Below are 14,042 nucleotides of genomic sequence, written 5' to 3' on the forward strand. Positions count from 1 at the left end.
CGGCGAGCCGATCCGCGGTCTACGGCGAACGTCGATTAGGCCGACGGCAACAGTTCCCGTACAATTTCGCACCGGTCGTGTCAGCCAGCGCCGCCATCCTCGATGGCCGGCGCGCTGTCGCGTGCGTCGTCGGCCAGCGGGCCGGCGATCCATCGGTTTTTTTCCGGAGCGATATCCACATGGGCAAGTCAGTAGTCATTCTCGGCGCGCAGTGGGGCGACGAAGGCAAGGGCAAGATCGTCGACCTTCTGACCGAGCAGGTGGGCGCCGTCGTGCGCTTCCAGGGCGGCCACAACGCCGGCCACACGCTCGTGATCGGCGGCAAGAAGACCGTGCTGCACCTGATTCCGTCCGGCATCCTGCGCGACGACGCGCTGTGCCTGATCGGCAACGGCGTGGTGCTGTCCCCGGCCGCGCTGCGCACCGAAATCGGCGAACTCGAAGCGCAGGGCGTCGACGTGCGCTCGCGCCTGAAGATCTCGCCGGCGACGCCGCTGATCATGCCGTACCACATCGCCGTCGATCAGGCGCGCGAGAAGGCGTCGGGCGCCAAGGCGATCGGCACGACCGGCCGCGGCATCGGCCCCGCCTACGAGGACAAGGTCGCCCGCCGCGGCGTGCGCGTCGCGGATCTCTTCTATCCCGACCAGCTCGCCGAAAAGCTGCGCGACGCGATGGACTATCACAACTTCGTGCTCGAGCACTGGCTCAAGGCGCCGACGGTCGATTGCCAGCAGGTGCTCGACGAAGCGCTCGAATTCGGCGCGTACGTCAAGCCGATGGTCGACGACGTCTCGACCGTGCTGTACGACCTGCGCCGCGCCGGCAAGCGCATCCTGTTCGAAGGCGCGCAGGGTTCGCTGCTCGACATCGATCACGGCACGTATCCGTACGTCACCTCGTCGAACACCACGGTCGGCGGCGCGTACGCCGGCAGCGGCGTCGGCGCGAGCGACATCGACTACGTGCTCGGCATCGCCAAGGCCTACGCGACGCGCGTCGGCGGCGGCCCGTTCCCGACCGAGCTCGACGACGACATGGGCGAGCTCCTGCGCAAGCGCGGCAACGAATTCGGCGCGACCACCGGCCGTCCGCGCCGCTGCGGCTGGATCGACCTCGTGGCGCTCAAGCGCGCCGTGCAGGTGAGCGGCATCAACGGCCTTGCGATCACCAAGCTCGACGTGCTCGACGGCCTGCCGTCGATCAAGGTGTGCATCGCGTACGAGTACCGTGGCAAGCAGCGCACGCTCGCGCCGCTCGACGCCGCCGGCTGGGACGAATGCAAGCCGGTCTATCTCGAATTTCCGGGCTGGCAGGAACCGACCTCCGGCGTGCGGGAATTCAGCAAGCTGCCGCCGGCGGCGCGCGCGTATCTGCGCGCGGTCGAGGAGCTCGCCGAGTGTCCGCTCGCGCTCGTGGCGACCGGTGCCGATCGCGACGACACGATCATCCTGCGAGATCCGTTCGCATGACGCATCCGATCGCGCTGCGCGAGATCGATCACATCGTGCTGCGCGCGGTCGACCAGGCGGCGCTCGCGCGCTTCTATTGCGACGTGCTCGGCTGCACGATCGAACGCGACCAGGCGGCGATCGGCCTCCTGCAGTTGCGCGCGGGCAGCTCGCTGATCGACCTCGTGTCGATCGACGGCAAGCTCGGGCGCATGGGCGGCGCGGCGCCCGGGCGCGAAGGCCGCAACCTCGATCACTTCTGCCTGCGCGTCGAGCCGTTCGATGTCGACGCGATCCGCGCGCATCTTCAGGCGCACGGCGTCGCGATCGGCGAATTCGGCTCGCGCTACGGCGCGGAAGGCGAGGGGCCGTCGCTGTATCTGGAAGACCCCGAAGGCAATACGGTCGAGCTCAAGGGCCCGCCGTACGAGTCGCAGGACGCCGGCGCGCGATGACGCACGAGGCGACCGGCGCCGCGAAAGAGACGACGCTGCCGCGCACGCTCGCCGCGCGCGCGTGGCGTCAGCCGGCGCTGCTCTTGAGCTTCGCGTACTTCGCGACGTCGGCGATCGGGCTGTGGTCGAGCTACTGGTACTACCGCGCGTTCGGCGTGCCGGTGCTCGAGTTCATGGCGGTCACCGACTTTCTCGCGGCGGGCCTGCGAGATCCGGCGTTTCTCTTCATCATCGTCTTCGCCGTCGCGCTGAGCTGGGTGCTCGGCATGCCCGAGCGGTGGGCGGCGCGCAATCCCGAACGCGTCGATGCGCTGATGCAGCGCTGGTGGTGGCGATGGATCGTCGCGCCGCATTGGCAGGCGAGGGTGCGCGACCGCATCGGGTTCGTCACGGGCGAAGGATGGCTCGCCGTCGGTATCGTCTGGATGAGCCTGTGGATACTCTTCGCCTACGTCACCGGCCAGGCGAAGGACATCATCAAGCGCGACGGCGGGCGCGTCGTGGCGTTCAGCGCCGACGCCGAGGTGCGTGCGGGGCTCTGCGCCAAGCCGCGCCTGATCGGAACGACGAGTCTTTATGTATTTCTGTACTGCGGCGAGTCGCGCACGGTCGAAGTCGTGCCGGTCGAAAGCGTCGGCCGGCTGACGTTCGCGCTCGCGGCGCCGGACAAGGCGACTTCGGAGGCCGTGCCGTGAATTCGTATCTCGCGTTCTGCGCCGCGGCGCTCGCCGTTACGCTGGCGCCGGGGCCCGACACGTTTCTCGTGATCGGCAACGCGGTCAAGAACGGCGCGCGCGGCGGTCTGGCGACCGTTGCCGGCATCACGAGCGGCGGCGTCGTGCCGATGGCGCTGTTCGCCGGCGGGCTCGCGCAACTGCTCGTGTATTCGGCCGCGGCGTTTCTCGTCGTGAAGACGCTCGGCGCGCTGTATCTTCTGTGGATCGGCGCGAACGCGCTGCGCGGCGCGTTCGCGCCGGCGCGCGACATCGACGCCGCGGCGGCCGGCAGCGTGCAGCCGTCGCTGCGTCGCGCGTACTGGCAGGGTGTGCTGACGAACGCGCTGAACCCGAAGATCGCGCTGTTCTACCTTGCTTTCCTGCCGCAGTTCATGGACCCGGCGCAGCCGGTCGCGCTGCAGTCGGTGCTCCTGATCGGCACGCACTATGCGATGGGGCTGGCGTGGCTTTCGCTCGTCGCGCTCGCGGCGGCGCGCCTGGGCGGCTGGCTCTCGCGCGGTCGCGTGCGGCGCTGGCTCGACGGCGTCGTCGGCGCGGTGATGCTCGGTTTCGGTATACGGCTTGCTTTTGCGACGAAATAGCGCGGCAGCCTCAGCGCGGCAGGTCGTCGAGCACCTGCTGCAGGTACGTCAGCACGTCGCGCGCATTCGGGTTGTCGCGCAGCCACGTCTGCAGTTCGCGCGCGCGGTCGTAGTCGTCGCCGAGGCGGTCGGCCCAGCGTTCTTCGGCGCGGCGTTCGGCCTCGACGTGGCGTACGTGCAGCTGCCACGGCTGCGTGAACACGCGCGTGAGCGATCCGGCGAGCGCAAGGCGGTCGATCAGGTGCCACTCGCCGTTGTCGAGCCACACCTCGTCGCAGTGCACGCACAGGTCGACGTGGTTGCGCGTGTCGGCGGTCAGGCGGAACTTCGACATGAAGCGGTCGCACTTGGGACACTGCAGCGCGAGCGGCGTGTCCTTCACTTCGATCGGCGCGTCGGCGGTCGCGTCATCCTGCGCGGGCTGGCGCTCGCGCCAGTGGCGATAGCTCACCAGCGACAGCAGCGTGCCGCCGCAGTGCTCGCAGCCGAGCGCGGGCAGGCTCTGTTCGATGCGGGTCGGGTTGAGTTCGCGATCCTTGCAGTACGGACACAGACTGGCCATGACGACTCCGCAACGCGTAAAAAACGAAGGCCCGCACTAGGCGGGCCTTCATCGAATTTGGTGCCCAAGAGAGGACTCGAACCTCCACGGGTCGCCCCGCTAGTACCTGAAACTAGTGCGTCTACCAATTCCGCCACCTGGGCAGGTGCTTCACGATGGTGTCACCGCGAAGGGCGCGAACTGTACTGATCGGGCACAACCTTGTCAACGCTTGGCTTGCAATCTCTACCGCCGTGTACGAGTCTGCGCCCACTCAACGAGAGAACACATGAAGAAAACCAGGAACACATCTACGCGTCGCGGCACCAACAAGCCGCAACGTCCGGCCTGGATGCCGGAAATCCCCGAGTCTCCGCGCGGCCGTTCCGCGGCGGCGAAACCTGCTGCGAAAAAGACGCCGGCGCAGTCCGGCTCGGTCGCCGATCCCTACGCCGATCGCGAAAAGCAGCGCTACGAACACCCGATTCCGAGCCGCGAGGCGATCCTCGCGTTTCTCGACGAACGCGGCCAGCTGATGAATGCCGAAGCGATCGCGCGCGAACTCGATCTTGCGCACGAACGCGATTTCGAAGCGCTGACCAAGCGCCTCGCCGCGATGCTGCGCGACGGCCAGCTGATCCAGAACCGCCGCGGCGGCTACGGCGTCGCGCAGAAGCTCGACCTCGTGCCGGGCGTGGTCATCGCCAATCCCGACGGCTACGGCTTTCTCAAGCCCGACGTCGGCGGTGAAGATTTGTACTTGTCGCCTTTCGAAATGCGCAAGGTGCTGCACGGCGACCGCGTGCTCGGCAGCATCGTCGGCGTCGACCGCCGCGGCCGCCGCCAGGGCGCGATCGTCGAAGTGCTCGAACGGCGCTCGTCGCGGCTCGTCGGCCGCGTCGTCGAGAAGGACGGCCTCGTGCTCGTCGCGCCGGACGACCGCCGTCTGCATCAGGACATCCTGATCCCGCCCGGCAAGGACCAGGGCGCGCGTTCGGGCCAGATCGTCGTCGCCGAGATCACCGATCCGCCGGAGCTGCATCGCGGGCCGGTCGGCAAGATCGTCGCCGTGCTCGGCGAACGCCTGTCGCCGTCGCTCGTCGTCGAAATGGCGATCGCCAGTCACGGCATCCCGCACGAATGGCCCGACAAGGCGCTGCGCGAAGCGGCGGACGTCGAACCGGAAGTCACGCGCGAGGAGATCGACGGCCGCAAGGACCTGCGCGGCCTGCCGCTCGTGACGATCGACGGCGAGGATGCGCGCGACTTCGACGATGCCGTGTACGCCGAACCGACCGAGACCGGTTTCCGCCTCGTCGTCGCGATCGCCGACGTGTCGCACTACGTGCGGCCGGAAACGGCGCTCGACGAGGAAGCGTACAAGCGCGCCACGTCGGTGTATTTCCCCGGCTTCGTCGTGCCGATGCTGCCCGAGACGCTGTCCAACGGCATCTGCTCGCTCAACCCGAAGGTCGAGCGGCTGTGCATGGTGTGCGACATGCGCATCGACCGCGAAGGCGAGGTCGTGAAGTCGACCTTCTATCCAGCCGTGATGCGCTCGCATGCGCGCCTGACCTACAACCGCGTGTGGCAGGCGATCGGCGAGAAGAACGCCGACGCGCGCGCCGAGATCGGCAGCCTGATGCCGCACGTCGAGCATCTGCACCAGCTGTACAAGGTGCTGGCGAAGGCGCGCAAGAAGCGCGGCGCGATCGACTTCGAAAGCGCCGAGGTGAAGTTCCGCCTCGCGCCGTCGGGCGAGGTGGTGCAGCTCGGCACCGAGCCGCGCAACGACGCGCACAAGCTGATCGAAGAGTGCATGATCGCCGCGAACGTCGAAGCCGCGAAGTTCCTGCACAAGCGCCGCATTCCGGCGCTGTACCGCGTGCACGAGTCGCCGCCCGAGGGCAAGTACCAGGATCTGCTGGAGTTTCTCAAGGACTTCAGCCTGAAGATGCCGCCGGCGGCCGAAGTGGTGCCGGGCGACTATGCCGCATTGATCAAAAAGGTACAAAAGCGCCCGGACGCGAGCCTGATCGAATCGGTGCTGCTGCGCTCGCAGGCGCTCGCGGTGTATCAGCCGGAATGCCACGGCCATTTCGGCCTCGCGCTCGACGCGTACGCGCATTTCACGTCGCCGATCCGGCGCTATCCGGACCTGCTCGTGCATCGCGCGATCCGCCACGCGATCGCCAAGGGCAAGCCCGCGGATTACCTGTACACGCCCAACGCGATGGGCGCGATGGCGGTGCACTGCTCCAACTGCGGCCGGCGCGCCGAGGAAGCCGAGCGCGACGTCGACGAGCGCTACAAGTGCGCGTGGATGGAGAAGCACGTCGGCAGCGAATTCGACGGTATCGTCTCGGGCGTCACGTCGTTCGGCCTGTTCGTCGAACTCGTCGATTCGAAGGTGACCGGCCTCGTGCACATCACGCAGCTGCCGAACGACTATTATCATTTCGATCCGATCCGCCATCTGCTGTCCGGCGAGCGCCGCGGTCTGAAGTTCCGTCTCGGCGACGCCGTGCGCGTGCAGGTGCTGCGCGCGAGCCTGGAAGACCGCAAGATCGATTTCCGCCTGGTTGCCGAAGAACCCGCAGGGAGCAAGCGTCGATGAGTCACGAGTTGTTGTTCGGCATCAATTCCGTCGATGCCGCACTGAGCCACGATCCCGGCAATATCGTCGAACTCTTCATCGAAACCGGCACGACGAACGCGCGACTGAAGGAGCTTTCCGAACGCGCGCGCGATCTCGGCGTGAAGCCGCACGGCCGTACGCGCGAACTGCTCGATCGCATGACCGGCGGCGCGCGGCACCAGGGCGTGGTCGCGCAATACCGCGCGGCGCCGCCGCGCACCGAGGCCGACCTCAAGGCGCTGGTCGAAGCGGCGGGGCAGGGCGCGCTCGTGGTCGTCCTCGACGGCGTGACCGATCCGCACAACCTCGGCGCGTGCCTGCGCAGCGCCGAAGCCGCAGGCGCGACCGCGGTCGTCGTGACGAAGGACAAGGCGGTCGGCATCACGCCGATCGTGCGCCGCGCGTCGGCCGGCGCGGCCGACCGCGTGCCGTTCATCGCGGCGACGAATCTCGCGCGCACGCTGCGTTCGTTGAAAGACATGGGCGTTTGGCTCGTCGGCCTCGCCGGCGACGTCGACGCCGATTTCTACGGCGTCGATCTGGCCGGTCCGATCGCGCTCGTGATCGGCAGCGAAGGCGAGGGCCTGCGCCGCCTGACGCGCGAGCAGTGCGACTTTCTCGTGCGCATTCCGATGCGCGGCAGCGTCGAGAGCCTGAACGTGTCGGTAGCCACCGGCGTCACACTGTTCGAAGCGCTGCGGCAGCGCGCCGCGCGCAAGCCTTAAGCCGGTTCGCGATGGCCTGGCACGGCGTGCCGGGCCTCGTCGGCATCGCGGTAGCGATTCGCGCCTGCGCCTGCCGCGATCGGGCCGCCTCTGCGGATATGCGCTCGCGTGCCTGCGGATGAACGCAGCAGTGCGATCGCGGCGACGATCTCGCAGTACTCGCGCTTTCCGCGTTCGTCACGCAGGCGATGCGGCTGGCAGTCAGTGCATGGGGAATGGAGCGAGGACGGCGCGCGCAGCGCTGCGCGGCTCGTTTTCGGGCGGGAACAGCGAGTGGAGCGTCAGATGCCGTCGCGGGCGAGCAAGGTCGTACCGGGGCCGGCGACCGCGTGTGCGGTGGCCTGCGCAGCGGCCGGGCAGCCGCGCAGCGTCTGCGTCGCGGTTTCGACGTAGCCGGCGGGCGCGACGACGGTAACGGCGACGGCGCCGTAGCGGCCCGCCACGCAATCGATGCGACGGCTCGGATCGGCCGACGCGCCGCTCTCGGACACGCGCATATTGCCGACGGTGTTCCAGTAGTAGGTGTAGCGCTCGCCGCGCGGCCAGGCTTCGCAACGGTAGCCGTCGGCGGTTGCCGCGCAGTCGACGCCGGCAGCCGACGCGACGTTGGCGGCGGCGAACAGGGCGACTATCGAAATCAGACGCGGGGAACGCATAGAAGAGACCGTCATCCGCCGAGGGCGCAGGCGGGGCCTGCGATCAAGGCCGGCAACGCAGCCGCCGTGTTCAGGGGGCGCGGCGGCTGCGTTACGGCAGGGCGGTTGCCGCCCCATATTTACTACTCGCGGATCGAGGGGGGACCGGCTCACGGTCCCCTAAAAAAGTCGCTTATGGCGTGGTGGGACAGGTCACGCTCTCGGTCTGGCTCTTCGAGGCGCCGCTCGGACTGTAAGCGATGACAGTGATCGTGCCCTGCGTGCCCGGCGTGCAGCTGAAGCCGCGGACCGGGTTGGCGGAGCCGGAACCGCTGTCCGGCACAAAGCTGCCGCCGGAGGACCACGAGTACGTGATGCTGTCGCCTTGCGGCCAGGCTTCGCAATAGTGATGACCGTCTACGTTCGCGCAGTCCAGCGAAACGGGCCCTGGCGCGGAGGCGAGAGGTATCTTGAAGCCGATGTAGTCATTGGTGGTGTCTTCGCTGATCGGACAGCCTTCCGTGACTAGCACTTGTCCGCTGCCTGAGGCAGGTAAATCAGCGGCTTTCAGCCTTGACGTGTAGCAACCGTTCGCGCATTTCACGAGTTCGCACAGTTCGGCGGCGACGGCGGAATTGCCTGCGGTCCAGCCGACGGCAGCTAACGCGAATGCTATGGATAGCGGATGAAGCGTTCTCATGGTCAATTCCTCATGGTATTCGCGGTGATGACGGTTTCACCGGAGAGATCGGGGCCGGCCTCAATTCTTGGCTGCCAAATGAGGACGTATTTCGGGATCATAAGACAGACGGATTTGCGAGGCTGAAAGGCTCAAGGCTATTGTAAATTCCCAGGCGAATGTGCAGCGGTCTGCGTTTGCTTCGTCAGCTCGAGAACGGCGGCGCAATCGGTTGGCGGGTCAACCGCGAGCTTGTCGTCGCAGCCACAGGCGTTCGCTGCTTCCTGCAATATTTTGGTGAAATCGTCGACGGTTCGCCCGCTCGCGAGCTTCAATTGCTCCGTACTCTCAGGACTGACGAGTTGCGCAAGCGCGGCTGGTGCCCGCCCGCGATCCAACAGGAACCGCGCAAAGCTGATGCGCCAGAACACGAGCGTCGAACGCAAAGTCTCGGCCTGCTTGCCGCCCCGAACGAGCACATCCCGGTACAGCCCTTCAATTTCTTCATCGTGGCTGCCGAGTTCGACGAGCAGCTGTGCAAGATTGAACGCCAGGCGCAACGTATTCTGATGGTCGTCGCCCACGGACGCGCGCGATGCTTCAAGAGCGTGTCGAAATGATTCCGCCGCATCCTCTGCCTGCTTGTTTTCGTTTTGCGCATTCCCAAGTGCGGCGTATGCAATCGCCGTTACCGAATTGCGCGATCCAAATACGCGGAGCACTTGTTGCAACACCGCGGGCGCTTCCGCCAGCGCTTCGTTGTTGCGATCCGCACGCCGCAGTGCATCGATCCGGTAGATACGGGTCAGAGTCAAGCGAGGGTGGTCGGGTTTGAGCTGCTGTCGTTGCCAACGTAGTGTTTCGTCCAGCAAGGTAACCGCTTCGTTCTGGCGATTGACCCGGCCCAGGGCCTGGGCGAGCTGCAGGCGAGCGAGATTGGCCGTCTCATCGGTAGCAGGGCGCCCGTTTGTCTCATCCACGGCCTGTTGTAAGGGTGACACCGATTCGCGCGCCTGACTGGTGTGTTGCAACAGGTTTCCTTGCACAAGTTTCCACTCCGGGGTGGTCGCAAACCCGGCGTCCGCAGCTTGATGCAGTCTGGCTTTCGCGTTGTCGTAGTCGCCGGCGGCGATGAGTGCGCGCGCTTCGGTTATCAGGAGCGAGCCGATTTGCTTGTCGTCGAATCCTGCCGCGCGTGCCGCTAACGTCGCTCGTCGCGCAAGTTCGCTGGCTTGTTGACCGAGACCGACCGAAAGTTCGACTTCAGCCAACGTTTCGCCGAGTTCGGCGTAGACGTCGGGCTGAGTCTCGAAGGTAGCTTCAAGACTCGGCCGTGCGGCGTCCAGAACTTGTCTGGCGGTTACGTTGGCACCGTTGATCTGCATCGGATTGGCCGCCGCGAATGCGCTCTTAAGCAGCCCTACCGCACGCTGCGCCCGATCGCGCTCATGCGCGATGGCAATCGTCTGCCGCGCGATCGCCGTGATCGCCAGCAGGATCGTCACGAACAGCGCCGCGACCAGCCCCGACGCCACCTTGTGCCGCGCCACGAACTTGCGCCACCGGTACCATCGGTCGCTCTGCCGTTCGCGGATCGGCCGGCCTTCGAGCACGTGCTCGACATCGCTGTCGAGCTGATCGATCGTGCCGTAGCGTTCGTCCGGCCGCTTGCGCAGGCAGCGCTGCACGATGTGTTCGAGGTCGCCGCGCAGCTCGGCGCGCAGGTCGCGTACGCTCGTCAGGCCGCGCTGTTTCGCCGCTTCGAGATCGGCGTCGGCGACGCGGCTCGCCATCGGCGGCGGCGCGACGTGGCGGATCGCGTTTTCGATTTCGCCCGGCGTCATCGTGTCGAACGCGAACGGCTGGCGGCCGCAGAGCAGTTCGTACAGCAGCATGCCGATCGCGTGGATGTCGCAGGCGATCGTGATCGCGCCCGCTTCGAGCTGTTCCGGCGCCGCGCTGCGCGGCGTCAGAAACCGTTCGGCGGTCACGGTCGCATCGGTATTGCCGATGCGGCCCAGCGGCTTGGCGATGCCGAAGTCGAGCAGCCGCGTCTCGCCCTCGTCGGTGACGAGCACGTTCGATGATTTGATGTCGCGATGCACGACGAGATTGCGGTGCGCGTGCGCGACCGCGGCGAGCACCTTGCGCACCAGTTTCAGGCGCGCCTCGATCGTCAGCTGGTGCGCGTTGCACCATTCGACGATCGGCCGGCCGCGCACGAATTCCATGACGACGAACGGCGTGCCGTCGGTCGTCGTCGCGGCGTCGATCAGGCGCGAGATGCCGGGATGGTCGAGCGCGGCGAGAATCGCGCGCTCGGTCGAAAAGCGCTTGAGCAGCGCCGGGTGCACGAGGTCGCGGCGGACGAATTTGATCGCGACTTCCTGCGAGAAATCCGGGCCGATGCGCGTCGCGCGGAACACGCGGCCCATGCCGCCTTCGCCGACTTCTTCCTCGAGCCGGTAGCTGCCGACGACGACGCCCGGCTTGAGCGCGTCCGGTTCGGTCGCGTCGAGGCTCACCTCGACGATGCCGACGGCCGACTGCGTCTTCGAACCGATCAGGCGCTGGTCGCGCAGGACCAGGCGCTCGAGTTCGGCGCCGATCTCGGTGTCCTCGTCCATGCAGCGCTTGACGAATGCCTCGCGCGCGAGCGGATCGAGGTCGAGCGCCTCGTCGAACAAGGCGCCGAGCCGGCGGATGCGGTCAGGGTTCGTCTTCATCGCCGGGCACGATATCCAGTCGCTCGGCGAGCCATGCGCGCGCGAAACGCCACTGGCGTCCGACGGTCGCGCGCGACGAGCCGCAGACTTCGGCGATTTCTTCTTTCGTGAGGCCCGAGAACAGGCGCAGCTCGACCACGCGCGCGGCGTCGGGCTGCGCTTCGGCGAATTCGGTCAGCGCCTGATCGACGGCGAGCCAGTCGACCTGGTCGCCCTGGAACGGCGCGTCGCGCTGCTGCACTTCGTCGAGCGCGACGAACAACTGGCCGCCGCCGCGCTTTTCTGCCGTACGGTTGCGCAGGTAGTCGACGACGACGCGGCGCATCAGCGTGGCCGCGATCGCATGGAAGTGGCTGCGGTTCTGCCAGTCGACGCCCTGCTGCAGATGCAGGCGCTCGTACGCCTCGTTCGCAAGCTCCGTCGCGCGCAGCGTGAGCACGCCGCCGTGACGCCGGATCTGCGTACGCGCAAGTTCGCGCAACACCGGATAGATGTCGGTCGCTAGCGCATCTTCGACACTGCGGTCGCCGCGCTTCCAGCGATCCAGCAGCTCGGTGATCGTGGACATCGAGGATCCCCTGAATTGCGAGGTGGAGTGTAGCCTCATGCCGGACCTTCGGGGATAGGTTTCGGGCGCTTTCGGTGCGCGTGAAGCGGTAACAATCGTTTCGCGGCGGCGCCGTGCGAGCGGCGCCGGCCGCGACGAAAACGTTTACGCCACTACCAGGTCGGCACGATCCCAACCCGCCTTCGGGGCGAAGCGCGCACCGTAGCGCGCCGCGAGCGCTTCGAGCTGCGCGCGCACCTTGTCGGCGCCCTCGCTGCGGATGTGCTGGATCGGGCCGCCGCGGAACGGCGCGAAGCCGGTGCCGAAGATCACGCCGGCGTCGAGCAGCTCGGCGTTTTCCACGACGCCTTCGGCGAGGCACGCGACCGATTCGTTGAGCATCGGCAGGATCATGCGATCGGTGATGTCGTCGGGCGCCTTGTAGTTCGGATCGACCTCGGGCTTTACCGGTTTGCCGTCCTGCCAGACGTAGAAACCCTGGCCGTCCTTCTTGCCGCGCTTGCCCGATTCGAGCAGCGGCGCGAGCCCCGGCGGCACGTCCAGGCCGAGGAATTCGGCCAGGATCTTGCCGACCGACGCGGCCACGTCGAGCCCGACGGTGTCGGCCAGTTCGATCGGCCCCATCGGCATGCCGAACTTCTTCGCCGCCTTGTCGAGCACCGGACCCGGCACGCCCTCGCTGTACAGCGTGATCGCTTCGAGCAGGTACGGCATCAGGATGCGATTGACGAGGAAGCCCGGCGAACTCTTCACCGGCACCGGCAGCTTGTCGATCGCCTTGCAGAACGCGAGCGCGCGCTTCACCGCGTCGGGGTCGACCGCCTCGTGCGTCACGACTTCGACCAGCGGCATCATCGCGACCGGATTGAAGAAGTGCAGGCCGAGAAACTGTCCCGGCCGCGCGACCGCCGTGCGCAGCGCGTCGAGCGGGATGCTCGAGGTGTTCGTCGCGAGCAGTTCGCCTTCGTGCAACTGCGCTTCGACCTTGCGATACAGCTCGTGCTTGGCCTCGAGATTCTCGTAGATCGCCTCGATCACGAGATCGGCCTTGGCCACGCCCGTGCCTTCGACATCGGCGCGCAGGCGATCGAGCGCCGGGTTGATGCGTTCGGGCGTTTTCAGACGTTTGGCGTACAGCTCGCGCGCGCGGTCGAGCGCGGGCTGCACGTACTTCATTTCGCGGTCCTGCAGCGTCACGTCGAAGCCGCGCAGCGCGCACCACGCGGCGATGTCGCCGCCCATGACGCCGGCGCCGACGACGTGCACGTGCTCGATGCCGTGCTCGACGCCGCCGCCGAGACCCTTCAGCTGTTCCTGCAGGAAGAACACGCGAATGAGGTTGCGTGCGGTCGGCCCCTGCGCGAGCTTGGCGACCGCGCGCGCTTCGTTCTTCAGGCGCGTGCCGATCGGTCCGCCGCGGCGCCAGGTTTCGATCAGCGCGAACGGGGCCGGGTAGTGCGACGGGCTGGCCTTCGCCGCGGTCTGCTTGCTGACGATCGGCGCCAGAATCTGACGCACCGGCCAGATATTCGTCGCCCAGGCCGTCGCGCGCTGCAGCAGGGGGCGCTGCGGCGGGTGCAGGATCAGTTCCTTGGCCTTCTCGACGAGGAGTTCGGGCGACGCCAGCGCGTCGACGAGCCCGATCGCCCGCGCGTTTTCGGCCGAGGCCGTGCGGCCCGACAGCATGAATTCGAGCGCCTTGGGCGCGCCGATGAGATACGGCAGGCGGGCGCTGCCGCCCCAGCCCGGGAAAATGCCGAGTTTCACCTCGGGCAGGCCGATGCGCGTCGACGGATCGCGGCTCGCGACGCGGTAGCGGCAGGCGAGCGACAGCTCGGTGCCGCCGCCCATGCAGTGGCCGTGGATGGCGGCGACGGTGCGGCAGGGCAGCCGCGCCAGGCGCTCGAACACGCGCTGGCCGTTCTCGATCGCATCGAGCACGCTGCCGGACTTCTCGTACTGCTCGAATTCGCGGATGTCGGCCCCGGCGATGAATCCGGCGGCCTTGGCCGAGCGGATCACCACGCCCTTCGGCGGTTCGATGGCCAGGCGCTCGATGATTTCGGCGAGCTCGTCGAGGACGGCGCGCGCCAGCGTATTGACCGACGAGCCGGCGCGGTCGAAGCTCAGGACGACGATGCCGTCAGTGCCGCGTTCGGTCTTCCAATGGGAAAAACGGAGTCCTTCGAACATGGCGCGAAGATTGCCTGCAAGGTGGGCGGGCTATAATCCGTGCTGGTCGCGCCTCTGGTCAATCCATCAGCGTGCGGCTATGTTCGTCGCTTCAGACCGAGGTTCAAAAAATC

The 14,042-nt window shown here is 67.1% G+C and carries 12 protein-coding genes and 1 tRNA gene; 6 read left to right on the forward strand and 7 right to left on the reverse strand.

Going from position 1 to position 14,042, the window contains the following annotated elements:
* The first annotated feature begins 179 nt into the window (after positions 1-179).
* The 4 genes from OD750_RS06110 to OD750_RS06125 are packed head-to-tail and all read left to right on the forward strand — an operon-like array spanning position 180 to position 3,224.
* The gene (locus OD750_RS06110; RefSeq protein WP_263543373.1) at positions 180-1,472 is read left to right on the forward strand and encodes an adenylosuccinate synthase; all 1,293 of its coding nucleotides are present in this window, start codon (positions 180-182) and stop codon (positions 1,470-1,472) included.
* Positions 1,469-1,906: a VOC family protein gene (locus OD750_RS06115; RefSeq protein ID WP_263543374.1), complete on the forward strand. Its 438-nt coding sequence runs from the start codon at positions 1,469-1,471 to the stop codon at positions 1,904-1,906. Before OD750_RS06110 ends, OD750_RS06115 begins: the two co-directional genes overlap by 4 nt.
* A complete protein-coding gene (locus OD750_RS06120; protein WP_263543375.1) occupies positions 1,903-2,601 on the forward strand; it encodes a hypothetical protein in 699 nt (232 codons plus the stop codon). Before OD750_RS06115 ends, OD750_RS06120 begins: the two co-directional genes overlap by 4 nt.
* Positions 2,598-3,224, forward strand: coding sequence for a LysE family translocator (locus OD750_RS06125; RefSeq protein WP_263543376.1), 627 nt, complete (start codon positions 2,598-2,600; stop codon positions 3,222-3,224). Before OD750_RS06120 ends, OD750_RS06125 begins: the two co-directional genes overlap by 4 nt.
* Positions 3,225-3,234: 10 nt before the next feature.
* Here OD750_RS06125 and OD750_RS06130 read toward each other — a convergent pair whose 3' ends face one another.
* Both OD750_RS06130 and OD750_RS06135 read right to left on the reverse strand, forming a co-directional pair.
* Entirely contained in the window at positions 3,235-3,786 is a 552-nt protein-coding gene (locus tag OD750_RS06130) for a TFIIB-type zinc ribbon-containing protein (protein ID WP_263543377.1), read from the reverse strand.
* Positions 3,787-3,844: 58 nt separating this feature from the next.
* Positions 3,845-3,929 (reverse strand) — tRNA-Leu (locus OD750_RS06135).
* Between the two features lie 125 nt (positions 3,930-4,054).
* On the opposite strand from OD750_RS06135, the gene rnr reads away from it, so the two are divergent.
* Both rnr and rlmB read left to right on the forward strand, forming a co-directional pair.
* Positions 4,055-6,382, forward strand: a complete 2,328-nt coding sequence (gene rnr / locus OD750_RS06140; RefSeq protein WP_425508211.1) for a ribonuclease R — start codon at positions 4,055-4,057, stop codon at positions 6,380-6,382.
* The gene (gene rlmB / locus OD750_RS06145; protein WP_263543378.1) at positions 6,379-7,128 is read left to right on the forward strand and encodes a 23S rRNA (guanosine(2251)-2'-O)-methyltransferase RlmB; all 750 of its coding nucleotides are present in this window, start codon (positions 6,379-6,381) and stop codon (positions 7,126-7,128) included. The genes rnr and rlmB overlap by 4 nt, the downstream gene beginning before the upstream one ends.
* A gap of 281 nt (positions 7,129-7,409) precedes the next feature.
* On the opposite strand, the gene OD750_RS06150 is transcribed toward rlmB, so the two are convergent.
* The 5 genes from OD750_RS06150 to OD750_RS06170 all read right to left on the reverse strand — a co-directional run bounded on the left by OD750_RS06150 (position 7,410) and on the right by OD750_RS06170 (position 13,929).
* Complete coding sequence (locus OD750_RS06150; RefSeq protein ID WP_263543379.1) at positions 7,410-7,784, reverse strand: hypothetical protein; 375 nt, start codon at positions 7,782-7,784, stop codon at positions 7,410-7,412.
* Between the two features lie 172 nt (positions 7,785-7,956).
* A complete protein-coding gene (locus tag OD750_RS06155) occupies positions 7,957-8,463 on the reverse strand; it encodes a hypothetical protein (protein ID WP_263543380.1) in 507 nt (168 codons plus the stop codon).
* A gap of 137 nt (positions 8,464-8,600) precedes the next feature.
* The gene (locus tag OD750_RS06160) at positions 8,601-11,129 is read right to left on the reverse strand and encodes a serine/threonine-protein kinase (RefSeq protein ID WP_263543381.1); all 2,529 of its coding nucleotides are present in this window, start codon (positions 11,127-11,129) and stop codon (positions 8,601-8,603) included.
* Positions 11,130-11,151: 22 nt separating this feature from the next.
* Entirely contained in the window at positions 11,152-11,736 is a 585-nt protein-coding gene (locus OD750_RS06165) for an ECF-type sigma factor (RefSeq protein WP_263543382.1), read from the reverse strand.
* Positions 11,737-11,880: 144 nt separating this feature from the next.
* Positions 11,881-13,929, reverse strand: a complete 2,049-nt coding sequence (locus OD750_RS06170) for a 3-hydroxyacyl-CoA dehydrogenase NAD-binding domain-containing protein (RefSeq protein WP_263543383.1) — start codon at positions 13,927-13,929, stop codon at positions 11,881-11,883.
* Between the last annotated feature and the right edge of the window lie 113 nt (positions 13,930-14,042).

The sequence above is a fragment of the Tahibacter soli genome, assembly GCF_025717065.2.
In the GTDB taxonomy this organism is placed as follows: domain Bacteria; phylum Pseudomonadota; class Gammaproteobacteria; order Xanthomonadales; family Rhodanobacteraceae; genus Tahibacter; species Tahibacter soli.